General features: G+C 58.3%; 17 protein-coding genes and 1 pseudogene. 5 read left to right on the top strand and 13 right to left on the bottom strand.

The window, feature by feature from the left end:
- Nucleotides 1-3: 3 nt before the first annotated feature.
- The 11 genes from xylB to ABIE16_RS09920 all read right to left on the bottom strand — a co-directional run bounded on the left by xylB (nucleotide 4) and on the right by ABIE16_RS09920 (nucleotide 14,973).
- Entirely contained in the window at nucleotides 4-1,500 is a 1,497-nt protein-coding gene (gene xylB, locus ABIE16_RS09970; protein WP_429521007.1) for a xylulokinase, read from the bottom strand.
- Between the two features lie 155 nt (nucleotides 1,501-1,655).
- Nucleotides 1,656-3,128 (bottom strand): mannitol dehydrogenase family protein, encoded by a 1,473-nt coding sequence (locus ABIE16_RS09965; protein ID WP_429521006.1) that lies wholly within the window; start codon nucleotides 3,126-3,128, stop codon nucleotides 1,656-1,658.
- A gap of 16 nt (nucleotides 3,129-3,144) precedes the next feature.
- Nucleotides 3,145-4,248 (bottom strand): ABC transporter ATP-binding protein, encoded by a 1,104-nt coding sequence (locus ABIE16_RS09960; RefSeq protein ID WP_340311975.1) that lies wholly within the window; start codon nucleotides 4,246-4,248, stop codon nucleotides 3,145-3,147.
- 155 nt (nucleotides 4,249-4,403) lie between these two features.
- Nucleotides 4,404-5,234: a carbohydrate ABC transporter permease gene (locus ABIE16_RS09955; protein ID WP_429521005.1), complete on the bottom strand. Its 831-nt coding sequence runs from the start codon at nucleotides 5,232-5,234 to the stop codon at nucleotides 4,404-4,406.
- 8 nt (nucleotides 5,235-5,242) lie between these two features.
- Nucleotides 5,243-6,169: a carbohydrate ABC transporter permease gene (locus tag ABIE16_RS09950; RefSeq protein WP_218495725.1), complete on the bottom strand. Its 927-nt coding sequence runs from the start codon at nucleotides 6,167-6,169 to the stop codon at nucleotides 5,243-5,245.
- A 153-nt stretch (nucleotides 6,170-6,322) separates the two neighbouring features.
- The gene (locus ABIE16_RS09945) at nucleotides 6,323-7,633 is read right to left on the bottom strand and encodes an ABC transporter substrate-binding protein (protein ID WP_429521004.1); all 1,311 of its coding nucleotides are present in this window, start codon (nucleotides 7,631-7,633) and stop codon (nucleotides 6,323-6,325) included.
- Between the two features lie 360 nt (nucleotides 7,634-7,993).
- Nucleotides 7,994-8,899 (bottom strand): AraC family transcriptional regulator, encoded by a 906-nt coding sequence (locus ABIE16_RS09940; protein WP_090455307.1) that lies wholly within the window; start codon nucleotides 8,897-8,899, stop codon nucleotides 7,994-7,996.
- Nucleotides 8,900-8,960: 61 nt separating this feature from the next.
- On the bottom strand, nucleotides 8,961-9,851 hold the full coding sequence (locus tag ABIE16_RS09935; protein ID WP_429521003.1) for a phospholipase: 891 nt from the start codon (nucleotides 9,849-9,851) through the stop codon (nucleotides 8,961-8,963).
- Between the two features lie 105 nt (nucleotides 9,852-9,956).
- Entirely contained in the window at nucleotides 9,957-11,255 is a 1,299-nt protein-coding gene (locus ABIE16_RS09930) for a glycosyltransferase (RefSeq protein WP_218495733.1), read from the bottom strand.
- A 141-nt stretch (nucleotides 11,256-11,396) separates the two neighbouring features.
- The gene (locus ABIE16_RS09925; protein WP_429521002.1) at nucleotides 11,397-14,372 is read right to left on the bottom strand and encodes a hypothetical protein; all 2,976 of its coding nucleotides are present in this window, start codon (nucleotides 14,370-14,372) and stop codon (nucleotides 11,397-11,399) included.
- A gap of 232 nt (nucleotides 14,373-14,604) precedes the next feature.
- Nucleotides 14,605-14,973 carry a response regulator gene (locus ABIE16_RS09920; RefSeq protein WP_218495738.1) on the bottom strand — a complete coding sequence of 123 codons (369 nt, stop codon included), beginning with the start codon at nucleotides 14,971-14,973 and terminating at the stop codon, nucleotides 14,605-14,607.
- A 247-nt stretch (nucleotides 14,974-15,220) separates the two neighbouring features.
- Between ABIE16_RS09920 and ABIE16_RS09915 the strand changes: the two genes are divergently transcribed.
- From ABIE16_RS09915 to ABIE16_RS09895, 5 genes and pseudogenes are all read left to right on the top strand, one after another.
- Complete coding sequence (locus ABIE16_RS09915; RefSeq protein WP_429521001.1) at nucleotides 15,221-18,712, top strand: response regulator; 3,492 nt, start codon at nucleotides 15,221-15,223, stop codon at nucleotides 18,710-18,712.
- Complete coding sequence (locus ABIE16_RS09910) at nucleotides 18,712-19,545, top strand: CheR family methyltransferase (protein WP_057714771.1); 834 nt, start codon at nucleotides 18,712-18,714, stop codon at nucleotides 19,543-19,545. Before ABIE16_RS09915 ends, ABIE16_RS09910 begins: the two co-directional genes overlap by 1 nt.
- A pseudogene (locus tag ABIE16_RS09905) lies at nucleotides 19,542-19,670 on the top strand (chemotaxis protein CheB); the annotation flags it as partial. The gene ABIE16_RS09910 and the pseudogene ABIE16_RS09905, both read left to right, overlap by 4 nt.
- Before the next feature lie 41 nt (nucleotides 19,671-19,711).
- A complete protein-coding gene (locus tag ABIE16_RS09900; protein WP_090455300.1) occupies nucleotides 19,712-20,893 on the top strand; it encodes a hybrid sensor histidine kinase/response regulator in 1,182 nt (393 codons plus the stop codon).
- Between the two features lie 76 nt (nucleotides 20,894-20,969).
- A complete protein-coding gene (locus ABIE16_RS09895) occupies nucleotides 20,970-21,347 on the top strand; it encodes a response regulator (protein WP_057714773.1) in 378 nt (125 codons plus the stop codon).
- Between the two features lie 4 nt (nucleotides 21,348-21,351).
- Here the strand turns inward: ABIE16_RS09895 and ABIE16_RS09890 are convergent, their stop codons facing one another.
- Nucleotides 21,352-23,022 carry a response regulator gene (locus ABIE16_RS09890; protein ID WP_218495745.1) on the bottom strand — a complete coding sequence of 557 codons (1,671 nt, stop codon included), beginning with the start codon at nucleotides 23,020-23,022 and terminating at the stop codon, nucleotides 21,352-21,354.
- Nucleotides 23,019-24,521, bottom strand: a complete 1,503-nt coding sequence (locus ABIE16_RS09885; RefSeq protein WP_218495747.1) for an ATPase domain-containing protein — start codon at nucleotides 24,519-24,521, stop codon at nucleotides 23,019-23,021. Before ABIE16_RS09885 ends, ABIE16_RS09890 begins: the two co-directional genes overlap by 4 nt.
- Nucleotides 24,522-24,540: the final 19 nt, after the last annotated feature.

Below are 24,540 nucleotides of genomic sequence, written 5' to 3'. Positions count from 1 at the left end.
TCTTCAAAGGGTTGCGACATGCTGTTGATAGCGTTCATACGCCTGCTGACAGGCTTGCACATTGTCGGCGACCGGCAGGGTTTCACTGGCCGGGTCGAGTTTTACGCAGCGCTCGCACAGTTGCGCCAGGCTGTCTTCGTGCCCGTTCGCCCGGGATACGCACCAGGCCGCCTGAATCGCCGCACCCAAGGCTGCGGCCTCGCTTTGTTCGGTGCAGATCACCGGTGTATTCATGGTGTCGGCGACGATTTGCCGCCAGACCGCACTTTTTGACCCGCCCCCAATCAGCCGAATGCTGCTGCTTTGTAAGCCATTGCGGCGTAGCAGGTCCAGTCCGTAACGCAAACCGAACGTCGTGCCTTCGACCACCGCGCGACACAGGTTGGCCCGGGTCAGGTTGGTCATGGTCAGGCCCGACAGGCTGGCGCTGGCATGGGGCAGGTCGGGCACACGTTCGCCATTGAAGAACGGCAGCATGCACACACCGTCGGCACCGATTGGCGCCTGGGCAACGAGGTCGTTGAATTGATCGATGTCGAGGTCCAGCAGTTCGCGAATCAGGCTGGTGGCATTGGTCAGGTTCATGGTGCAGATCAAAGGCAGCCAGCCGCCACTGGAGGAACAGAACGTGGCAACCGCGGCATCCGTGGCGACGTTCGGCTGATCGGCGTAGGCGTACACCGTGCCTGACGAGCCGAGGCTCATGGTGATTGCGCCAGGCTGGATGTTGCCGGTGCCGATGGCGCCCATCATGTTGTCGCCACCGCCACTGGACACCAGTGCCCGAGGGTTGATGCCCAGGTGTTCGGCGATGCCTGGCAGAATCGTGCCGACCGCCTGATGGGGGGCGATCAATTCCGGCAGCGCCGCTTGCAGGCGTCCGCTGGGGTCGATGTCACGCAACAATTGCGAATCCCACTGACGCGTACGCACATTGAAATACCCGGTGCCCGAGGCATCGCCGTATTCGCTGCAACTGCGGCCAGTGAGCCAATGGTTGAGGTAGTCGTGGGGCAGCAAGATGCGGGCGATCCGGGAGAACACGTCGGGATGCTGCTCTTTGGTCCATAACAGCTTGGACAGGGTGTAGCCCGGCGCGATGACGACGCCAAGGCGTTTCAGCGAACCCTTTTCGCCACCCAGGTGGGCCAGCAGTCGGTCATTCTCCGGGGTGGTTTCGGTGTCGCACCAGAGTTTAGCCGCACGCAACACCTTGCCCTGATCGTCGAGCAGCACCAGGCCGTGTTGCTGGCCGGACACGCCAATGCCGAGGATCGACTGGCCATTGGCTTTGGCCGCGAGCAATGCGCGGCGAGTGGCGGTGGCGAAGGCTTCCAGCCACTGCTGGGTGTCCTGTTCGCGGCGGCCATTGGGGCCGCTGATCAGGCTGTGGCTGGCGGTTCCCTGGCCGAGTACTTCACCATTGGCCGAGTCGAGGATGATGGCTTTGGTGCCTTGGGTTCCGCAGTCGATGCCGAGGAAGAGTTGTCGGGTTGTCATGCAGTATTCCTGGTCGTCAGCTAGATACAAGTCTGGATTCACTATCCCCGGTGCCTGTCAGGCCGCCTTCGCGAGCAAGCTCGCTCCCACAGGGCACAAAACTCCTTGTGGGAGCGGGCTTGCTCGCGAAGGCGGCAGCAGGGCCACCGCAGGACTTACGCCAGCACCCGTTCCAACGTCCGCGACACCCCAACCTCGCGCAAACTGTTGCAGCACCACTCAAACGCCGCGACAAACTCCGGCGAGCGCGCAATGGCCGTACCAAAAATCTCCTCGACCGCCAGCAAGCGCTGGGTAATCAGCACATCATCGGCCACCAGTGCCTGGCAGAACGCCGCCCGCGGATCCGCAATCGTGTAGGTCTCGCCCTGTTCATCCACACCTTTGAGATACAGCGCCCAGGCCGCCACCACCAACGCAGCGCGCCGGGTCTCGCGGCCATCGGCGATCAGGCGGTTGATGGTCGGTACGGTGAATTTCGGAAACTTCGACGAACCGTCCGAACACACCCGTTCAAGCTGATCGGCAATCGCCTGATTGGAGAACCGCGCCACCAGGGTGTTCTTGTACTCGGTCAGGTCGATTCCCGGCACCGCCGGCAGCTGTGGCGTCACGTCCAGGTCCATGTAGGCGCGCATGTAGCGCACGAACAGCGGGTCGTTCATGGTTTCGTGGACGAAGCGGTAACCCTTCAGGAATCCCAGGTACGTCAGCGCCAGATGACTGCCGTTGAGCAGCTTGATCTTCATTTCTTCGTAGGGCGTGACGTCGTCGGTGAATTGCACGCCGACTTTTTCCCAGGCCGGGCGACCGTTGACGAACCTGTCTTCCAGCACCCATTGCGCGAAGGGTTCGCAGACCACCGGCCAGGCATCGTCCACGCCATGCCGGTCCGCCAGTTGCAGGCGATGGAGGGTGCTGGTCATCGGTGTAATGCGGTCGACCATGGCGTTGGGGAAACTGACGTTGGCGTCGATCCAGTCGCGCAACTGGCTGTCGTGCAAGGCGGCAAAGGCCAACAGGGCCTTGCGGGTGACGGCGCCGTTGTGCGGCAGGTTATCGCAGGACATCAGGGTGAAGGCCGCTGTGCCAGCGGCGCGGCGCTTGGCCAGTGCGGCACACAGGAAGCCGAACACGGTTTTCGGTGCGCCAGGGTGCGCCAGGTCATGCTGGATCTGCGGCAAGTGCGCCATGAACTCGCCGGTGCTGTCGTCGATGCAGTACCCGCCTTCGGTGATGGTCAGCGAGACGATGCGGATCTCGGGGCTGGCCAGTTTGTCGATCAATGCCTGGGCACTGTCCTCGGCCAGCAGCATGTCACGAAGGGCGCCGATCACCCGCACTTCGGTGTCGTCGCTATCGCCGAGTTCGAACAGGGTGAACAGATAATCCTGATCCTTGAGATCGTCACGGGCGCGACGGTCCTCAGCGCGCAGGCCGACACCGCAGATGGCCCAGTCCAGGCCTTCACCGGTATTCATCAAGGCGTCGGTGTAGTACGCCTGATGGGCACGGTGGAAACCGCCGACCCCGATGTGCGCGATACCTTGGCGGGTCTCGCCCAGAGCGTAGGCGGGCAGGACCACTTCAGGGGCGAGGCGGTTGAGGTTGAGTTGGTTCAATTTCATCGCAGGCTCTCTGAAATCAGGCAGCGACGCGCAACGGGCGGGTCAACGCCACGCCGTCGGCATCGAATAAATGGCAGTGTTGCGCATCCAGATGCAGGCTCAGGGTTTCACCGTAGCGGCTGGCCAGATCGCCGCGAACGCGCATGGTCAGGGCTTCGCCGGATGCCGTCCGGACGTGGCAGAAGGTGTCGCTGCCCAGGCGCTCGCTGACATCGGCGGTGACCTGCAAGGCGCAGTCGCCGGGTTTGGCTAGTTCCAGGTGCTCTGGGCGAATACCCAGCGTCACCGCACTCCCGACGCTCAGATGCCTGCCGCCCAAGGGCAGGCTGACGCGGGTTCCGGCGTCAAGTTGCACTTCACAGCCCTGGCTGTCGACGCCGGTGACCTTGCCCTTGAGCAAGCCCATTTTCGGTGTGCCAAGGAAACCGGCGACGAACAGGTTGGCCGGCTGGTGATAGAGATCCAGCGGCGAGCCGACTTGCTCGATCTTGCCGCCATTGAGTACGACCACTTTGTCGGCCATGGTCATCGCTTCGACCTGATCGTGAGTCACGTAGATCATCGTGGCTTGCAGTTCTTTGTGCAGGCGCAACAGTTCCAGGCGCATCTGCACCCGCAGGGCGGCATCGAGGTTGGACAACGGTTCGTCGAACAGGAAGATTTTCGGGTTGCGCACGATGGCCCGGCCAATCGCCACGCGCTGGCGCTGTCCGCCGGACAGTTGCTTGGGTTTGCGCTCCAGCATCGGCCCCAGTTCGAGGATGCGCGCCGCTTCGCTGACCTTCTTCTCTACTTCGGCTTTCGCCACGCCGGCCAGGTCGAGGGCGAACGACATGTTCTTGCGTACGCTCATGTGCGGGTACAGGGCGTAGGTCTGGAACACCATCGCCAGGTCGCGCTTGGCCGGGCTCACTTCGGTGATGTCGCGGCCGTCGAGTTCGATGGTGCCGCCGCTGACTTCCTCCAGCCCGGCGATCAGCCGCAGCAGCGTGGATTTACCGCAGCCCGACGGGCCGACGAATACCACGAACTCCTTGTCGTTCACCTCCAGGTCGATGCCCTTGATGATGGAAAAGCCTTCGAAGCCTTTTTGCAGATTCTTGATTTTCAGGTTGGCCATGGTGATGGGCCTCCGTTTGTTTTTATTCAGTTGAATAGGGCATGCCTTTCTGTAGGAGCGAGCCTGCTCGCGATGGGCTCACAGGCGACGCGTTTATTCAGGCCGCACACGTTATCGTTGACGTCCATCGCGAGCAGGCTCGCTCCTACAAGGGTTCATTTCACGGCGCCGAACGACAGGCCGCGCACCAGTTGTTTCTGGCTGACCCAGCCGAAGATCAGGATCGGCGCACAGGCCAGGGTCGAGACGGCCGACAATTTGGCCCAGAACAGCCCTTCGGGGCTTGAGTACGAGGCGATCAATGCGGTCAGTGGTGCGGCTTTCGACGAGGTCAGGTTCAGCGACCAGAACGCCTCGTTCCAGCACAGGATCAACGACAGCAGCACCGTGGATGCCAGGCCGCCCTTGGCGATGGGCAGCAACACCCGGAGCATCTCCTGAGCCAGCGTTGCGCCGTCCAGCCGCGCGGCTTCGAGGATGTCCCTGGGGATGTCCTTGAAGTAGGTGTAAATCATCCAGACCACGATCGGCAGGTTGATCAGCGTGTAGATGACGATCAGCGCGATCCGCGTATCGAGCAGGCCGAAACTCTTGGCCAGCAGATAGATCGGCATCAGCACGCCCACCGGCGGCAGCATCTTGGTGGAGAGCATCCACAGCAGCGTGCCTCTGGTGCGTTGGGTTTCGTAGAAAGCCATGGAGTAGGCCGCCGGCACCGCGATCAGCAGGCTCAGCGCGGTGGCGCTGAAGGAGATCACCACCGAGTTCCAGGCGAAACTGAAATAGTCGCTGCGCTCGTTGATGTGCAGGTAGTTCTCCAGCGTCGGCATGAAGATGAACTGTGGCGGCGTGGCGAAGGCATCGATTTCGGTTTTGAAACTGGTCAGTACCATCCAGAAGATCGGAAAGAAGATCAGGATCGCGATGGCCCAGGCCAACGTACCGAGCAGCAGGCTTTGCAAACGACGGGATTGTTGAAGAGTCATGGCAGGCCTCAGGCTTTGTCGGTCAGGTTTTTGCCGATCATCCGCACCAGGATGATCGCGGCGATGTTGGCGATGACGACGGCGATCAGGCCGCCCGCCGAGGCCATGCCGACATCGAACTGCACCAGCGCCTGGTTGTAGATCAGGTAGGCGAGGTTGGTCGAGGCGTAGCCGGGACCGCCGTTGGTGGTGGTGAAGATTTCGGCGAACACCGAGAGCAGGAAGATGGTTTCGATCATCACCACCACCGCAATCGGCCGCGCCAGGTGTGGCAAGGTCAGGTGCCAGAAAATCGCGATGGGCCCGGCACCGTCCAGGCGCGCGGCTTCTTTCTGTTCCTGGTCGAGGGACTGCATGGCGGTCATCAGGATCAGGATTGCGAAGGGCAGCCATTGCCACGAGACAATGATGATGATCGACAGCAGCGGGTAGTGCGCCAGCCAGTCCACCGGTTGCGCGCCGAACAGCTTCCAGACGTAGGCGAGAATCCCCGACACCGGATGGAAAATCAGGTTCTTCCAGATCAGTGCGCCCACCGTGGGCATGATGAAAAACGGCGAGATCAGCATCACCCGTACGATGCCGCGACCGAAAAACTCACTGGCCTCCAGCAGGGCACTGATCAGCACGCCGAGTACCACACTGATCAGCAGCACGCTGCCCACCAGCAACAGCGTGTTGGTGGCGCCGGGCAGAAAGCCGGAGTCGGTGAGGAAGTAGGTGAAGTTTTCCAGGCCGACGAACTCGTTCTCGCCGGGGTTGAGCAAGTTGTAGCGAATCGTCGAGAAGTAGACGGTCATACCCAGCGGTACGATCATCCACAACAGTAGCAATGCCACCGAAGGGCTGACCAGAAACCAGCCGGGATTGGCCACGCTGCTTTTGCGCTGCGGCTGGGCAATATCCATGTGAGCTTTTGCAGTTGATGTATTCATGGTGTTAAACCGAATGGGTACAGGCAATGAAGATCAACTGTGGGAGCGAGCTTGCTCGCGATAGCAATCTGTCAGCCGACATCACTGTTGAATGTCATGGACTCATCGCGAGCAAGCTCGCTCCCACAGGGAACAGGGGCAGGCTACTGCCGGTTACTTGGGATAACCCGCGCGCTTCATCTCGCGCTCGGTGGTTTGCTGGGCCGCCGCCAACGCCTGGTCGACCGTGGTCTGGCCGATCAGCGCCGCCGAGAAGGATTTGCCGACCTGGGTGCCGATGCCCTGGAACTCGGGAATGGTCACCAACTGGATGCCGATGTACGGCACAGGTCTGGCGCCTGGCTTGCTCGGGTCCGCGGCCTTGAGCGATTCCAGCGTGACCCTGGCGAACGGCGCGGCACTCATGTACGCCTCGCTGTAGGTCGAGGCTCGGGTGCCCGGCGGCACGTTGGCGATGCCGTCTTTTTCCGCAACCAGTGCGCCGTATTCTTTGGACGTGGCCCAGGCGCTGAAGGTTTTCGCTGCGTCCTTGGCCTTGGAACTGGTCGGAATGGCCAGCGCCCAGGAGTACAACCAGGCCGAGCCCTTGTCAGTGACCTGATGCGGCGCATAGGTGAAGCCGACGTGATCGGTGACCTTGCTCTGGGACTTGTCGGTGACGAACGAGCCGGCGACGCTGGCATCGACCCAGATCGCGCATTTGCCACTATTGAACAGCGCCAGGTTTTCATTGAAACCGTTGCTCGACGCCCCCGGCGGGCCGGATTTCTTCATGGTGTCGACATAGAAGTTCAGCGCGTTTTTCCATTCGGGACCGTTGAATTCCGGCTGCCACTTTTCATCGAACCAGCGCGCGCCATAGGCGTTGGCCACGGTGCTGATCAGCGCGATGTTCTCGCCCCAGCCGGCCTTGCCGCGCAGGCAGATGCCGTACTGTTCCTGTTCGGGTTTGTTCAGTTTGGCGGCGAACTCACCGATCTGCTCCCAGGTCGGGCGCTCGGGCATGGTCAGGCCGGCGTCCTTGAACAGGTCGGTGCGGTAATAGGTGATCGAGCTTTCGGCGTAGAACGGCAGGGCGTACAGCTGGCCTTTGACCGACAGGCCTTCGCGCACCGACGCAAACACGTCGTCGAGGGCATAACCAGCCGGCAAATCCTTCATCGGCTCCAGCCAGCCCTTGGCGCCCCAGAGTGCGGCTTCGTACATGCCGATGGTCAGCACGTCGAATTGCCCACCCTGGGTGGCGATGTCGGTGGTCAGGCGCTGGCGCAGGACGTTTTCTTCGAGGACCACCCAATTGAGCTTGATGTCCGGATGCTCGGCCTCGAAGGTTTTCGAGAGCTTTTGCATGCGGATCATGTCGCTGTTGTTGACGGTGGCGATGGTCAGGGTCTGTGCGCCAAGGCTGACGCTGCTGAGGGTCATGCAGGTGAGGGCAAGCAGGGCTTTTACCGAAGGTTGCATCGTGCACTCCTTTTCTGCACCCGGCGGGCTACAGAAGGACAGTTATTGTTTTTGTGTCTTCCGAAGGCAGGAAGAATGTGCGCTGATTACATCCTTCAATCGAGGGCGAGACAAATCATCCATCGCACTTCAATCGATACTTTTTTGCACTGAAGTTTTGAGGGGTAGACGCAGGGAAGGGCTTTTCAGCGAAGGAGGGGTATTGAATCCGTACAGGTTTTAGGGGGTAACGCTGTACCTGTGGAAGCGAGCTTGGTCCGGGCGGCGATCCGACGATGGCGGTGTATCAGGTTAATAAATGTCGACTGACACGGCCTCATCGCGAGCAAGCTCGCTCCCACAGGAATTTGAGGCGTGTCTTCAACCCAGGTTTTGCTCGGTCAACCGCTGCACCACCAGCCGCCGGTAATGCGAAGGCGTCATGCCCTTGAGCTGCTGGAAGCGCCGGTTGAAGTTGGAAATATTGTTGAAGCCCGATTCGAAGCAGACGTCAGTCACCGGCTTGTCGCCATCGGCCAGCAACTCGCAGGACTTGCTGATGCGCAGGCGATTGACGAATTCGATGAAATTGCGCCCGGTGGCCTGCTTGAATACCCGGCTGAAATACGTCGGCTTCATACCCAGGTGCTCGGCGACCTCTTCCAGCGTCAAGTCCCGGGCGTAGTGGGCAAAAATGTAATCCACCGCGCGGTTGGTGCGATCGATATTGTGCTCGTCCGCCAGTTGCGGGGTTGTGGCACCAGAGAGCAATTGGTAGTCGTCGGTGGCCGCAAGCAACTCCAGCAGAATGAAAAAGTGCCCGAGCCGGGTCATACCGGTGGTATCGGCGATGCGCTGCATCAGGTCCATCGCCTTGTCGATGGTGTGCTTGCAGCGAAACTCGATGCCGTACTGCGCGCGCTCCAGCAGCGGTGCCAGGGCCTTGAGTTCGGCGAACACCTGATAGCCACTATCGAACAACTCATCGGTGAAGTTGACCAGCATGTCGCGCTTGGGCACCACTTCATCCTCGGCCACCTGGCTGATCCAGTTGTGGGGCAGGTTGGGGCCGGTGAGAAACAGTGTCCGGGGATAGAAGTTGCCGATGTAGTCGCCGATGAACACCTTGCCGGAACTGGCGACGATCAGGTGCAGTTCGTATTCCTTGTGGAAATGCCAGCGCACCAGAGGGCAGGGGAAACCGTGCTGGCGATAGATGATGGACAAGCCGTTGTGGTCGTCCATCAACTCATAGGAAGGATCGGTGACTCTGGCGGTACGGGTCATGTCAGGGCGCTTGTGTAGTTATCCCGCCCCGATCATGCCTCTTGCCGGATGGATAGCGCTACTACCGCCGGTGCGTCTGTTCGTGCAAGGCACGGCCGTAAACCGCTTTCATGCTGGTGGCGCTCCAGCAATAACGAACGATGTCGGACTCGTCGAAAAAATCGGTGCTGATGATGCTGCAACGCGTGACCCAGTTTCTCGTGGTGTCGAACCAGTCGTTGATCTGCCGCTTGATATGTCCGGGCCCGCCGAGCAGCGAGTAGGTGGTCGCGGACAGTGACCAGAGGAAGGTTTCGTAGGGCGCATCTTCCAGGGTTTGCGCGATGTAGCGTTGCAGCTCGGCGGGGGCGGAGAACGCGTTGTCGCGCCATTTGTGCGGGATGCGAGGCCAGAAGTACTCGCCATCGAGCGCCGACAGGGCGGGTGCCGCCATGATCACCCGGCGATGTGGGCTCGCACTTTTGAGTTCTCCAACCGTTTTGAATCTGTCGCCTGGAAGGACGGCCCGCAGCCCTAGACGTCGCACGAGCCAGTCACTGAACCTTTCATGATCGAAAGGTTTATTGCCATCAGCCAGTTGATGGAAGTCCAGCACGATAAATTCGTCCGGGTTTCGATCAAGGAACAGCAGTACCGCGTCGATCAGATCGTCCAGGGCGCGGTGCGAGCGAAAGCCGTTGTGGTGAAAGTAGAAGCCCGATCGAGCCGCACCGGCGGTGTAGCCAAGACGGATATCAAAGGCGCGGGCGCCGTTGGCCAGTTGCCAGGAAAAAGTGTCGTTCTGACAAATCGTCCAATGGCCGAGCACCGCATCGTGGTTGGGCGCTTTTTTGTCCATTCCGGCGTTATGCACGCCAGGCCAGACGATATCGGTGAGTTTGAGTTGATTGATTTCGAGGGTGCTGCTCATCCAGGTTTGCTTGTCGAGCAAACCACGCGTATTGCTGGTCATGGCCATTCCTTGTGCGAATCACCCCATCCATTGGGTGTGAAGCGGTCAGATTAACCGGTCGGGCACAGCAATGGCGGTAACTATGTATTGCACAAGAAAAGTGGGCTACTCCTGATTCAGTCGGTTCTTCGCCTCAATCCATTGCGCCATGTATTGAGTGCTCTTGTGCTGGTGATGACGCAGCATGCTGCCGGTAAAGTTATCTCGTCTTATGTTTGCCAGATTCTGCTGGCAATCGACCAGCCGCTGGATCAAGGCTGGGCCATGAACGGATTTTCGGTAGCGACTGGCAAGCAGGGTTTTCCCGTGCGCCTGGGCGTCCAGCCAGCGCGTCTTGTCGTTGTGCAGTTGCACGGCATGATCGGCGAACTCGCGTGCCGAACGGGTCACTGCACCGGGCCATGCCTCTTGATCATGCATCGCCTCGGCACCCACTGGCGTCGTCACATTCGGCGTGCCACAGAGCATCGCATCGACAATCTTGCCTTTGATTCCCGCGCCAAAACGCAACGGTGCCATACAGACCCGCGCCGACGACATGACTTGCAGGGCGTCTTCTGCCCAGTTCATCACATGAAAACCCTGGGCCGGGTTGTGCAGGGCAGTCGCCTTGGGTGGTGTGTAGGCACCATAGATATGCAATTGAGCGCTGGGTATCTGCTCGCGAATCAACGGCCAGATAGCGCTTTTCAACCAGAGCACCGCATCCCAGTTGGGCGCATGGCGAAAGTTACCGATATGAAGAAAGTGTGCCCGCTCTTCGAACGGTACCGATGCACGGGACGGAACATCGACCATCAACGGGCACCAGTGCAGCAGGTTGCGGGGAAACCTGAACTGCTCGACCAGCAATTCGACTTCCACTTCGGAAACCATCAGCGTCAAATCACAACGATAAAATGAGGCGATCTCGCGCTTCGCCAGATCGGTATCAGCCATGTGTTCGAACTCTTCGCGCGCCGCCGGGGCGAACAGTTCGTTGAAGTCATTGTTGTCGTCACTGGCCTTCAAACGCTCCTTGAGGCGTTGATGCCGACCCAGCCTCAGGCTTTGCAGGTCGCAACTTTCGAGCACGCGCAAGGCATCGGGGCAATGCTTCTCGACCCGCCAGCCGAACTGTTCCTCCATCATGAATTGATCGAACAACACGATGTCAGGCGCCAGTTCGCTGATGAATGCGTCGAAACTGCTGTTGTTCAGCTCGATAGGTACTTCGTCAATACCCAACGCTGTCAGGTCCGCACGTTGCTCGCCGAAGCCTGCCGGGCTGCTGAACGTGATGTCCCAGCCCTGGTCCAGGAAAACGTCGAGAATCTGCATGACATGCCCGCTGGCCGCGGAAGAGCGGGGCTCGGGCCAGACGTAACCAATGACCAGGACTTTGGTTGCGCGGGGTTGAGTCATGAACGGGAATTCCTAGGACCGGCAGAAGGTTGAAAAAGCGCGGGTATTAAACCACAGCAGACCGCCTGGCGCTGTGGCACTCGGTCTGAGAGCGGTGAGTGATGGCTTTCACCGCTCTCAGTGCCTGCTGGATGTTTCGGGTTACACCCGTTCAAATTCTCCCGCCTGTATTATTTCCTTGTAATCGGTGACTTTTCCGCCTCTCACCTTGCAACTGTTCAGGTCAAGTTCAAACCAGTCGTTTGCTCTTTTGAATAGCAGAACATCGACTGACTGAGATAGTTCGCTGATACCTTCCACGCGCGCCAATTTCATATCGATGCAATTCAAGGACCTTGCCGCGGTATAGGTATCGAGTGCTCCGGAGAGGGATTGAAGTTGCTTCACGGCCTTGCCGCTGACTTTGGAACCAACCCCTGTAACCAGCACGACTCCGTTTTTGGTAATGGTCGCTCCCTTCTTCAAAAGACTTGGCACACCATCGAGCGGGTTGACCAAACTCAGGGCAAAACTGCTGCTGACCCTGGCGAGTGTTAAAGATCTGGAAAGGAGGCTGCCGGATTTGAACGCGATGGAAGCGAATTTTGGCGCGACACCCAGTACAGCTCCGACAATCGACAGCGCGTCCAATGCGCATCCAAAGATGGCCCCCCGCTCACGGTCACGGTCACCGGAACTCAGGTCTTCGATGCAACTCTTGAACGGGATAATCAGGTTAAGAACCAGGTCTATTCTGTCCTTGGTGTTCTGTCTTGCCGCTTCCAGGGGCGCTATACCGTAACCAGCGTTGTACAGTTCATCGTAGGTAGCAGGCGGGAAGTACTCAAGTACTCGGTTGACTGTGTCTGATGTCGCCTCAGAAAAAAACATCTCGACCTGACTTCTGTTTTGTGGGGCTACGCGCTCCACGCCTTCCTGTTCGTAGGCTTGCCAAAGCTTTTCGACAACCACTTTATTGCTGATATTTTTTATGGGGGGCGTTCCCTTGAGGTATGCATCGATATCCAATGGCCAGTCAAGCCCTTGAGCCTGCCATTGTTTTTCATCTTTATCATGCCAAACACTGGCTTCCGTGAAGTGCAGGTTGGTTGAACCGAACATCGCATGAAGGTCCTGGCGGCGATGACACTCGGCTCGCAATGTGAACAGTTCGTAGTAATAAAATCGTGAATTGTATTCGGACGAGATGATTACACCAAAGCGCCCCCTGTACTTATCCCTGTCACGCTGTGTTTCCTTGGCCGCTCCAACGTGGAATTGTTTGCGAACAGTAAAGAAACTGAGATTGCCATACTCCAGGCGCTTTCGATCAGCTTCAGGCATTTTCGACATGGCGAGCTTCAATGCGGTGGCGGTTCCCAGCCTTAGCTGATCAAAATAATGGTTGAACTTGTCTGTGTAGATTTTTTTAATGTCCTGCAGTCGCCCTAGGTAGGGTAATGTTCTTGGAAGTTCATACGCTTCAAAGGTTGACATGATTTTGTGCGACAGGGTAAGCCCGGTCCATCCTTCATTCATGAGGTCGCCAGACATGAATAGTTCATGTGCTGATATTGTTTCGCCCAAGGGCAGGTCGGTGTGCATGTAGTTTCTGTTTGTCAGATAGTCTCCGTCGGGCATGGCTCTCTTCAGTTCATTCAAGGCCATCTCATGTCGCGTACGCAGTGGGGTATTGATGGCGTTCCTGCATTGCTCAAGTGCCTCGGTGTAATCGGTGTAAAGTGCTTCAGCCGCTCGGTAGTCATCACTGTTGTACTCGCCTCGTTCGCTATAGGGGATGAGGCGATTCATTGCGCCCCAGTTCAGCATCGACGTCAGCGCATTTAGCCCGAACAATTGCTCAAGGTTGTCATCGAATGGCTCCAGATCAGCGTAAGCCTGGACTTCATCGAAAGTCATCGCGGCCGAGGCACCTGGTGCAATGTGCTCGATTTTTTCGACGGCGACGCTATGCACCACCCACGCAGGCGAGTTTATCGTCATGTCGTCCGGGATTTGTTTTACAACGAGTTCAGGCGCAGCAGCGCATGCGAGCAAGTACGCTGCCAGAGGAACTACTGTTGCATCAACGATATTGTTATCGACAAGATGCTTTTCGAACATCAGCAGTACTTTGGCAGGATGAACTTCGGCATTGACCGGGTTGTAAAATCCATAGCCCAGTGCCCGACCTTTGTTTTGAGTCAGGCCAGCCTCTGGTTCAAGGTTCAGGATGATCGCGGTAATGAGCAATTGCTCAAGATCCTTCGTGGATGGTGAGGCACCTGAGGTAGCGCCATACCAGTTCAATGCATCCAGATAACCCCGCGCCCAAATTTTTCCAATCGTGCTTTCCAGGAGATTGCTAATGTATTGGTTGGGGGCAGCTCTCAATATATCAGTTGGTAGGCTGATGACTTGCTCGACCAGTGTTTTTAGCAATTGACCTTTTTTAGTTGCTCCGAATGATTTTGTTACTTTTTCAATTTTTCGCCGCTCTATCAAAGGCAGTGCTGTCGGGAAAAATTCAGGGTCTTTGAGTATTCTGTAATAGGCTATTGCTGTCGGAAGTTTTGGCCGTTCCTTGTTGAAAAACTCAATGAGGTTCACAAGCTGTCTGGCGGTTGACGGAATCGGGTACCCGTAGAACCGTAACCATTGCTCGAAATTGAACTCATCAGAGCTGTAGATGAAATCGCCCGCGCTGCTCGCATAGTTGCTCAACTGTTTCAGGCGCTCGTGAAGCACTTCATTTTCTTTGAGCAAGTCGTCAATGTGCATCTTTTCATCGTCAATCAATACATGCATATTCATATTGGCGTCGCATACGTATGTAGTGGCGCCTGAAAGGCTGGATAGCTCCTCCAGGCCAAGAAACTCTTCGCTAGCCAGTAAATCTTTCAGCATTGACTGTCCCGCTCGATGGGCTATTTGTAACGAACTGTCATGAGTGAAGGCGATAATCCAGTCGCTGAGGATGAATTGGTTGTTGCTGTCGATAAGGCTGGAAAGGTTTCTCTGTAAAGTTGAAGTGACGTGAGCCTTTTCAAGATTGTTTATCTGCTTCAAATTTTGAATGTCCCGCTGCAGGGTTTCAAAAGTTGATGGTTTTCTATAGTCATATTGGGTGCTGTTCATCAACAAATCCTTTTTTTGATGGGGTGTGTGTTTTTCGGTCGAGAAACACATCTCGATTATTGAAATTTAGTTGCCCTGTTATTTTAGTGGAGAGTATGTTTTCTGATGCTCGGTTGCCCAGTTCATATACTGTGCTTTTTGTTTCGGGCGACAGTTTTCATCGAGTCTGGCTCAGAAGGCCGGCTCGACAGGGCTATGTTGTCTTTTATGTAAGTAGGGCTTGAGCTGTTAATTAATTGGCTGGCAGCATCTCGCGTATTTTCTGCCGCAACTGATCAATGGAGAAGGGTTTGCCGATCAAGTGCATGCCTGGAGGTACTTCAATGCTTTCGGCATAACCGCTGGCGAACAGGATGGGCAGGTCAGGGCGTAACGTGCGGGCGAGGGTGGCCAGTTCGCGACCGTCCATGACCGGCAGGCCAACATCAGTCATCATCAGGTCAATGTGTCGGTTCAAGTCCTTGAGCAAATCCTGTGCCTGTTCGCTGCCATCGGCTTCCAGAACCTTGAATTCCAGTTCTTCCAGGACGTCGACGATCAGCATGCGCACGATGGCATCGTCTTCGACGACAAGGATGGTGGAGGCGTTGGCAGATGACATGGTCGAATTCCCGAAAAAGATTGGCATTGCCGGTCGCTGGAAATCACCGGCCTCTTGCATGAGTAAGTGGCGGATCCCGACAAGTTCCCTGCGCGATGGAAAAAGGATTGGCGGTACAGGCCAGGCAAGGATAACGCGGGAGCAGCGCAATGTAGGACCTTGCGCGCAAACATGTCAGATAATTGGATCAATTTGCCAGTTTTGGGGCAAACTCCTTGCATTCTGACAGTTCGACAAGGCCTGCCCCATGACCTCAGCGTCCTCGGTTGATGAGCAACGATTTCGTAAACTCCTGAGCCGTAACATCAGCCTGCCGTTGGGTCTGGGTCTTATCAGCGCTGTGTTTTTCGTGTCGCTGATCAGCTATTTACTGTCGACCATCCAGTGGGTTGAGCACACCGACCGGGTGATCAATAACGCCAATGAAGCGGTCAAGCTGACCGTGGATCTGGAAACCGGGATGCGCGGTTTCCTGCTCAGTGGCGACGAGCATTTCCTCGATCCCTACGAAACCGCCAAGCCGCGCATCGCCGTAGCGCTCGACACCTTGCTTGAACTAACCGCCGACAACCCGGTGCAGACTGATCGCTTGCTACGGTTGCGAGCCTTGCAGCTGGAGTGGACCAACTACGCGCAATCGATGATCGATTTGCAGCGCAGCAGCGGTGATTATCGCGCCATCGTCAAGGCCGGACGCGGTAAACGCCTGACCGATGAAATTCGCAAGCAGTTCGAGGCAGTGATCGACACCGAGCAACAGTTGCGCGCATCGCGCAATGACGAAGTGCGCGGCACCACCATCATGAGCATCAGCCTCTACCTGTTGTTCATAGCCGGGGTCAGTGGGTTGCTGGCGTACGTCGGGCGCCGCGACTTGTTGACCCTGTCGCAGAACTACAGCGTCAACCTCGCCGCCCAACAGGCCAGCGCCCATCGTCTGGAGCAACAGGCCTGGCTGCGCAACGGCCAGACCGAGCTGGCCGAGCAGGTGCTGGGACAATTGAGCCTGAGCATGCTGGGTCGCAATATCCTGCAATTCTGCGCGCAGTACCTGGGCACCGCCGTGGCGGCTATTTATGTGCGCGAAGACCATGGTGGCCTCAAGCGCATCGCCACTTATGGTTTTTCCCGTGAACAGGAAGGGCGTGAACAGCAGATCTACAGCGAAGAAGGCATTGTCGGCCAGGTGGCGCAACAGGCACGGCTGATTCGCCTGGACGAGGTGCCGGGAGATTACTTCAAGGTCAGCTCCGGCCTCGGTGACGGTTTGCCGTGCAGTGTGCTGGTGGTGCCAACCAGCGACGACGAGCGGGTCAATGGCGTGATCGAGTTGGGCTTTCTGCGTCCACTGACCGACCGTGACGTTGAATTGCTTGAGCTGATTGCCGGCAACATCGGCACCTCGATCGAGGCGGCACGTTATCGCCAGCGTTTGCAGGAGGTGTTGGCCGAAACCCAGCAACTCAACGAAGAACTGCAGGTTCAGCAGGAAGAACTCAAGACCGCCAACGAAGAGCTCGAAGAGCAGTCGCGGATTCTCAAGGAGTCCCAGGCGCACCTGGAAACCCAGCAGGTGGAGCTGGAGCAGACCAACGAACAACTCGCCGAGCAGGCAGAAGTACTGGCCGAGCAGCGCGACGCCATGGACCTGAAGAATACCGAACTCAATCAGGCCCAGATCCAGCTCGAAGAACGCGCGGTAGAATTGCAGCGCTCGAGCAAGTACAAGTCCGAATTCCTCGCCAACATGTCCCATGAACTGCGCACGCCGCTGAACAGCTCGTTGATCCTGGCCAAGCTGCTGGCGGAAAACCCGGAAGAGAACCTCACTGCCGAGCAAGTCCAATTCGCCGAGTCGATCTACTCCGCCGGCAACGACTTGCTCAACCTGATCAACGACATTCTGGATATTTCCAAAGTCGAGGCCGGCAAGCTGGAAATCCGTCCGGAGAACACCAGCTTGGCGCGACTGGTGGATGGCCTGCACGGCCTGTTCCAGCCATTGGCCACGGACAAGCAACTGGATTTCCGGGTGGATATGCAGGACGGTGCGCCGTTGATGCTGTTCACCGACCGCCAGCGTCTGGAGCAAGTGCTCAAGAACCTGCTGTCCAACGCGGTGAAATTCACGCAAAGCGGCAGCGTCAGCCTGTCCGTCGCCACGGCGCCGAATGACGGCATCGCGTTCAGCATCCGCGATTCCGGGATCGGCATCGAGGTGGATCAGCACGAAAGCATCTTCGAAGCGTTCCGTCAGGCCGACGGCACCACCAATCGGCGTTACGGCGGCACCGGGCTGGGGTTGTCGATCTCCCGTGACCTGGCGGCCTTGCTCGGCGGCTCCATCAGCGTGACCAGCACGTCGGGGCAGGGCAGTGTGTTTACCCTGGTCTTGCCACAGCAGTACGTGGAACCGGGCGAAGTGCCTGTCGAACCGATGCGAGCGGCTCCTGTGGCGGCTGTGTCGAGTGTATTGCCGCCCACGTTGTCGCCATTGGTGGCCGAAGTCGACATTCCGCGCTTCGACGACGACCGCAACAAAGGGCCGTTCACCAAACGCTGCATTCTGGTGGTGGAGGATGAGCCGAACTTTGCGCACATCCTCTACGACCTGGCCCATGAACTGGGTTATCAATGCCTGGTGGCTCACGGCGCCGACGAAGGCTACGACCTGGCCAAGGCGTTCATCCCCGATGCGATCCTGCTGGACATGCGCCTGCCGGATCATTCCGGCCTGAGTGTGCTGCAACGTTTGAAGGAACACGCCGAAACCCGGCACATCCCGGTGCATGTGATTTCGGTCGAAGACCGGGTCGAGGCGGCGATGCACATGGGCGCCATCGGCTACGTGGTCAAACCGACCACCCGCGAGGAACTCAAGGACGTGTTTGCACGCCTTGAGGCCAAGTTGACCCAGAAGGTCAAGCGCGTGCTGCTGGTCGAGGACGACGACGTGCAGCGCGACAGCATTGCCCGCCTGATCGGCGACGATGACATCGAGATCACCGCCGTTGGCCTGGCGCAGGAGGCGCTGGACCTGCTGCGCTCATCCGTCTTCGATTGCATGATCATCGACCTCAAGCTGCCCGACATGCTCGGCAATGACCTGCTCAAGCGCATGTCCACCGAAGACATCTGTTCCTTTCCGCCCGTCATCGTCTATACCGGGCGCAACCTGACCCGGGATGAAGAGGCCGAACTGCGCAAGTATTCGCGTTCGATCATCATCAAGGGCGCGCGCTCGCCGGAGCGGTTGCTGGATGAGGTGACGCTTTTTCTGCACAAAGTCGAATCACGGTTGTCCCATGAACGGCAGAAGATGCTCAAGGTCGCCCGCAGTCGCGACAAGGTCTTCGAAGGCCGCAAGGTGCTGCTGGTGGATGACGATGTGCGCAACATTTTCGCCCTCACCAGCGCGCTGGAGCAAAAGGGCGCAGTCGTGGTCATTGGCCGCAACGGCCGCGAAGCGATTGAACGATTGAATGAGGTGCAAGACATCGATCTGGTGTTGATGGACGTGATGATGCCGCAAATGGATGGTTATGAAGCCACCGTTGAAATCCGCAAGAATCTGCGCTGGCGCAAGCTGCCGATCATCGCCGTGACGGCCAAGGCCATGAAGGACGATCAGGAGCGCTGCCTGCAGGCCGGCGCCAACGATTACCTGGCCAAGCCCATCGATCTCGATCGCCTGTTTTCGCTGATTCGTGTGTGGTTACCGAAGATGGAACGTATCTAGTGGAGCGCAATTTTTCAGTGGATCGAAACAGCGAAATCGAACTGAGGTTGTTGATCGAGGCGATCTATCTCAAGTACAGCTACGATTTTCGCGATTACTCCGGCGCTTCGATCAAACGCCGGGTCGACCATGCGTTGAGTCAGTTCGAGTGCAACACCATCTCGGCGTTGCAGGAAAAGGTCCTGCACGATCCCGCCGCGTTCATGCAACTGCTGCAGTTGCTGACCATTCCGGTCAGCGAAATGTTTCGCGATCCCTCGCACTTCCTGGCCATCCGCAAGGAAGTGGTGCCGCTGCTGCGAACCTACCCTTCGATCAAGATCTGGATCGCCGGATGCAGCACCGGTGAAGAGGTGTATTCGATGGCCATTGTGCTGCGCGAAGAAGGCCTGCTGGACCGTACCATCATCTACGCCACCGACATCAATCCGCGCTCGCTGGAAAAGGCCAGGCAAGGGATTTTCTCGATGGAGAACGTCCGCGCCTACACTGCTAATTACCAGCAGGCCGGTGGCCAGAGTTCGTTTGCCGACTACTATACGGCGGCCTATGGGTACGCGATTTTCGACAAGACCCTGCGCGAGAACGTGACCTTCGCCGATCACAGCCTGGCGACGGACAGCGTATTCTCCGAAACTCAATTAATTTCATGCCGTAACGTACTGATTTATTTTAATAAAAGTCTTCAGGGTCGAGCGTTCGGGCTGTTTCATGAGTCCCTCTGCCATCGCGGTTTCCTGGTGCTGGGCAGTAAGGAAACCCCGGATTTCTCAGCCTTCGGCGATCAGTTCGAGCCGCTGGTCAAACAAGAACGGATCTATCGAAAATCATGAAAAGTGCAACGAAAATGCCGGCTATCGAAGCGATCGTGATCGGTGCCTGCGCCGGTGGCGTCGAGGCGCTGTTGAACATCCCCGGCCCGCTGCGCGAAGGCTATGCACTTCCGATCATTCCTGTACGCGGCATCGGCCGTCTGCTTGTCGAGCTGGAACGAATCGCATGCTGAGTAATATCCAGGCCAAACTGCTGATCGTGGACGATCTGCCGGAGAATCTGCTGGCGCTCGAAGCGCTGATCAAGCGTGAGGACCGCATTGTGTACAAGGCGCTGTCCGCCGACGAGGCCTTGTCCCTGCTGTTGCAACACGAATTCGCCTTGGCCATCCTCGATGTGCAGATGCCCGGCATGAATGGCTTCGAGCTGGCCGAGTTGATGCGCGGCACGGAAAAAACCAGGAACATCCCGATTGTTTTCGTCAGCGCCGCCGGGCGTGAACTCAATTACGCCTTCAAGGGCTATGAAAGCGGTGCCGTGGACTTCCTGTACAAACCGCTGGACCTCCAGGCGGTCAAGAGCAAGGTCAATGTGTTCGTCGACCTCTATCGCCAGAGCAAGGCGATGAAGGAACAAGTGCTGGCCCTTGAGCAAAGTCGCCGCGAACAGGAGACCCTGCTCAAGCGATTGCAAAGCACTCAACTGGAACTGGAGCAGGCGGTACGCATGCGCGATGACTTCATGTCCATCGTCGCCCACGAAGTGCGCACGCCGCTCAACGGCCTGATCCTTGAAACCCAGTTGCGCAAGATGCACCTGGCCCGGGACAACTCCGCCGCCTTCACCCTGGACAAGATGCACGCGATGGTCGACCGCGACGAGCGGCAGATCAAAAGTCTGATTCGATTGATTGAAGACATGCTCGATGTCTCGCGCATTCGCACCGGAAAGTTGTCGATCCGGCCCAAGCGCTTTGACCTTTCAACGCTGGTTGGCGAGCTGTTGCACAACTTTTCCCAGCAGATCGACGCCGCCGAAGCGTCGGTCTCGCTCGATGCCACGCAACCGGTGATCGGAAACTGGGACGAGTTTCGAATTGAACAGGTCATTTCCAACCTGCTGACCAACGCCTTGCGCTACGGGGCCAAGAGCCCGATCTCGGTGAAGGTCTACTGTGAAGGTGGCCAGGCGCTGGTGGACGTGCAGGATCGAGGGATTGGCATCAGCGAGGAAAACCAGAAGCGGATCTTCCAGCAGTTCGAGCGGGTATCGGCCAGGCACGCCGTCGCCGGGCTGGGCCTGGGATTGTTTATTTCAGAGCAGATTGTGGCCGCCCATGGCGGTACTATTACCGTCCAGAGCAGGATCGGCGAAGGCGCCTTGTTTCGCGTTTGTCTGCCGCTGTAGGAAAACAACCGGATAAACGCAACCTCTGGTCGACCCCACGGTCTATCAGCAGCAATTGACCGAGCAAAGGCTTCCCATGAGCGAAGATGCACAAGATGTAGTACTCGTCGTCGAGGACGATCCCTCGATTCTGATGGTGCTGTCCGCTTATCTGTCGGGCGAGGGTTACCGCGTATTGCAGGCCGAAAACGGCGAGCAGGCTTTCGAAATCCTGGCGAGCAAACCGCACCTGGACATGATGATCACCGACTTCCGCCTGCCCGGAGGAATCTCCGGCGTGCAGATCGCCGAGCCCGCCGTGAAACTGCGACCGGAACTCAAGGTGATCTTCATCAGCGGCTATGCCCAGGAAATCCGCGAGACCGACAGCCCGATTACGCACAAGGCACCGATCCTGGAAAAACCTTTCGATCTGGATAAATTGCAGGAATTGATGCAGGACATGCTTTCGTAAGCCTTCAGGCCCTGATCATCTCCCTGACCTTCGCCGTCAACAGGTCGAAGGTAAACGGCTTGGTGATCATCTGCATGCCCGGATCGAGGAACCCGCCACGCACCGCGGCGTGCTCGGCGTAGCCGGTGATGAACAGCACCCTCAGCTCGGGACGCAACTGCCGGCCGATTTCCGCCAGTTGCCGGCCATTCATACCGGGCAAGCCGACATCGCTGATCAGCAGGTCGATGCGCTGGGCCGAATCGAGTATCGGCACCGCGCTATCGCCATCACAAGCCTCGACGTAGGCATAACCCAGGTCGCTCAACACCGTGCTGACCAGCACCCGCACCGCCGGATCGTCCTCGACAATCAACACCGTCTCGCCACTCCTGGCCAAAGGTGAATGTTCGACGTCCGATGGATGGTCCCGAGGCAGGTCTCCACCGAAGCGTGGCAGGAACAGGCTCACCGTGGTGCCCTCGCCCACGACGCTTTGGATGGCGACGTGACCTCCCGATTGTTTGCTGAAACCATAGATCATTGATAACCCCAGCCCGGTGCCCTGGCCGATAGGCTTGGTGGTGAAGAAGGGGTCGAAGGCGCGGTTGATGGTGCTTTGCGGCATGCCACAGCCGGTGTCCGTCACGCTGAGCACCACATAGTCACCCGCATCGAGATTGCTCTGGCCTTGGGTGAAATCCTCGTCAAAGTGCTGGTTCGAAGTCGAGACCACCAGACTGCCGCCATTGGGCATGGCATCGCGGGCATTGATCACCAGGTTGAGCAGGGCGCTTTCCAGTTGATTGGGGTCGGCTTCCGCCACCCACAGGTGCTCGTCCAGTTGCATGTCCAGACGAATGGTTTCGTTGATGCTGCGTTGCAGCAGTTCATCCATGGAGATCACCAGGGTGTTCATCTCCACGGGTTTCGAATCCAGCGACTGGCGCCGGGAAAACGCCAGCAGGCGGTGGGTCAGGCCCGCTGCGCGGTTGGCCGAAGTCACCCCCAGATCGATCAGGCTGTCCAGGTCTTCGGTTCGCCCCCGGGCCAGGCGTCGACGCAACAACTCCAGGCTGCCGATGATACCGGTCAGCATGTTGTTGAAATCATGGGCGATGCCGCCGGTGAGTTGGCCGACGGCTTCCATTTTCTGCGACTGGCGCAACGCTTCCTCGTTGTGACGCAGTTGCGCGGTGCGCTCTTGCACCTGCTGTTCAAGGGTTTCGAGGGTGTTCTGAAGGCGCAACTCACTCTGGCTCAGGTCGATCAACCGATCCCTGGCTTCGTACTGTCGTCGCCGTCCGCGCAGGGCCGTGGTGACCAGGCTGATCAGTGTGACCGGGTGAAATGGCCGTTCGAGGAAGGTCACGTTGCCCAATTGCGGGCCGAAGCGCGATGCCGGGTTCTGTTGCGGGCCGCCATGGTGTGTCATCAACACGATCGGCAGATCCGACCACGCGGGCTGCTGTTCGATCAGGCGGATCAGCGGTTCCAGATCAGCGCCCAACAGCGCCTCGCAAGAGATCAGCAGCAGGCCGGCACCCTGTTCAAGTTCGGCACACAATTCGGGCAGGTCGGGGCTGATCACCCCGTGAAACCCGGCCTCGTTGAGCATCATCAAGGCTATCTGGCCGTCGCGCCCTCGCGGCGCAAGGATGATTGCGCGCTCGGACGTCGCTTGCATGTCCGTCACGGGATTTCGTCCGCGAGCAATGGATTGCTGGCGCCGAGATACGTGGGTACGCCGCGCAATACGCCCTGAAAGGCTTCCAGGGGCTCACCGATGGTCATGCCCTGGGCGCTGATGCGGTATTCACGGATGGTCGACTCATGGCTGCCGGTACGTTTCTTGATGATCGAAATGGCCCGGCGCACCTTGCCCAGGGCTTCGAAGTAACGCAGCAGAATGACTGTGTCGGCCAGGTAGGTGATGTCGACCGGCGCCTGCATGTCGCCGACCAGGCCGTGCTGAGCGACCGTCATGAAGGTCGCGGCGCCTTGGCGATTGAGGTACAGCAGTAGCTCGTGCATGTGCAGCACCAAGGCGTTTTCTTCCGGCATCGCCGCCTGATAGCCGTTGATGCTGTCGATCACCACGGTCTTTATATTGCCTTCGTCCACGCAGCGCCGGACCCGGTGGGAGAACTCGCCGGGGGACAGCTCGGCCGCGTCCACTTGTTCGACCAGCAAATTGCCGCTGTCTTGCATTGCCTGCAAATCGATGCCGATGTTCTTCATGCGCTCGAACAACAACCCCAACTCTTCATCGAAAATGAATAACGCGGCTTTTTCGCCCCGGGCCACGGCCGCGGCGGCGAACACCATGGCGATCAGCGATTTGCCGGTCCCCGCCGGGCCGAGAATCAAGGTGCTGGAACCCGTCTCGATACCGCCGCCCAGCAGCGCATCCATTTCCCGGATGCCGCTGGTCAATTGCTGACGCAGGTATTGACCGCGATGTTCGGCGGCCACCAGGCGCGGGAATACACGCACGCCATCGCCCGTGATGGTGAAGTCATGGAAGCCGCCGCGGTACTTCTGGCCGCGGTACTTGACCACGCGGATGCGACGTCGCTCGGCGCCGTAGTTCGGGGTCAATTCTTCCAGGCGAATCACGCCGTGGGCCACGCTGTGCACGGTTTTGTCCAGGGACTCGGCGGTCAGGTCATCGAGCAGCAACACCGTGGCGTCGTAACGCACGAAATAATGCTTGATGGCCAGAATCTGCCGACGGTAGCGCAGCGAGCTTTGCGCCAGCAGGCGAATCTCGGAAAGGCTGTCCAGGACAACGCGGGTCGGCTTGACCCGCTCGACCACCTCGAAGATCTGGCGGGTGGCTTCGCCCAGTTCCAGGTCGGAGGAATAGAGCAGTGTCTGCTGCTGTTCGACATTGAGCAGGCTTTCCGGGGGCGTCAGTTCGAAGATATGGACGTTTTCGTCCATCTCCCAGCCATGGGACAAGGCGCCCTGGCGCAGCTCGCGTTCGGTTTCAGAGAGGGTGATGTACAAGGAGCGTTCGCCGGCTTGCGCGCCTGCCAACAGGAAGTGCAGCGCCACGGTGGTCTTGCCGGTGCCCGGCTCGCCTTCGAGCAAAAACACATGTCCGCGGGACAGTCCGCCATCGAGGATATCGTCCAGACCTTCGATACCGGTGGCGGCCTTGTCTCGGTTCAAATCGTTGGATAGAGACAAACAAGCGTCCTCATATGGC

Origin of the sequence: Pseudomonas sp. 2725 (assembly GCF_050434585.1) — a bacterium.
GTDB lineage: Bacteria > Pseudomonadota > Gammaproteobacteria > Pseudomonadales > Pseudomonadaceae > Aquipseudomonas > Aquipseudomonas jessenii.
Note: the sequence above shows the minus strand (reverse complement) of the source record. Positions and strands in the feature narration are given on the sequence as shown.

Coding starts and splice junctions, on each gene's coding strand:
- xylB (WP_429521007.1), bottom strand. CDS start 1,500: ATGACAACCCGACAACTCTTCCTCGGCATCGACTGCGGAACCCAAGGC.
- ABIE16_RS09935 (WP_429521003.1), bottom strand. CDS start 9,851: ATGACCAGCAATACGCGTGGTTTGCTCGACAAGCAAACCTGGATGAGC.
- ABIE16_RS09915 (WP_429521001.1), top strand. CDS start 15,221: ATGACCTCAGCGTCCTCGGTTGATGAGCAACGATTTCGTAAACTCCTG.
- ABIE16_RS09920 (WP_218495738.1), bottom strand. CDS start 14,973: ATGTCATCTGCCAACGCCTCCACCATCCTTGTCGTCGAAGACGATGCC.
- ABIE16_RS09940 (WP_090455307.1), bottom strand. CDS start 8,899: ATGACCCGTACCGCCAGAGTCACCGATCCTTCCTATGAGTTGATGGAC.
- ABIE16_RS09960 (WP_340311975.1), bottom strand. CDS start 4,248: ATGGCCAACCTGAAAATCAAGAATCTGCAAAAAGGCTTCGAAGGCTTT.
- ABIE16_RS09930 (WP_218495733.1), bottom strand. CDS start 11,255: ATGACTCAACCCCGCGCAACCAAAGTCCTGGTCATTGGTTACGTCTGG.
- ABIE16_RS09965 (WP_429521006.1), bottom strand. CDS start 3,128: ATGAAATTGAACCAACTCAACCTCAACCGCCTCGCCCCTGAAGTGGTC.
- ABIE16_RS09945 (WP_429521004.1), bottom strand. CDS start 7,633: ATGCAACCTTCGGTAAAAGCCCTGCTTGCCCTCACCTGCATGACCCTC.
- ABIE16_RS09900 (WP_090455300.1), top strand. CDS start 19,712: ATGCTGAGTAATATCCAGGCCAAACTGCTGATCGTGGACGATCTGCCG.
- ABIE16_RS09895 (WP_057714773.1), top strand. CDS start 20,970: ATGAGCGAAGATGCACAAGATGTAGTACTCGTCGTCGAGGACGATCCC.
- ABIE16_RS09950 (WP_218495725.1), bottom strand. CDS start 6,169: ATGAATACATCAACTGCAAAAGCTCACATGGATATTGCCCAGCCGCAG.
- ABIE16_RS09925 (WP_429521002.1), bottom strand. CDS start 14,372: ATGAACAGCACCCAATATGACTATAGAAAACCATCAACTTTTGAAACC.
- ABIE16_RS09955 (WP_429521005.1), bottom strand. CDS start 5,234: ATGACTCTTCAACAATCCCGTCGTTTGCAAAGCCTGCTGCTCGGTACG.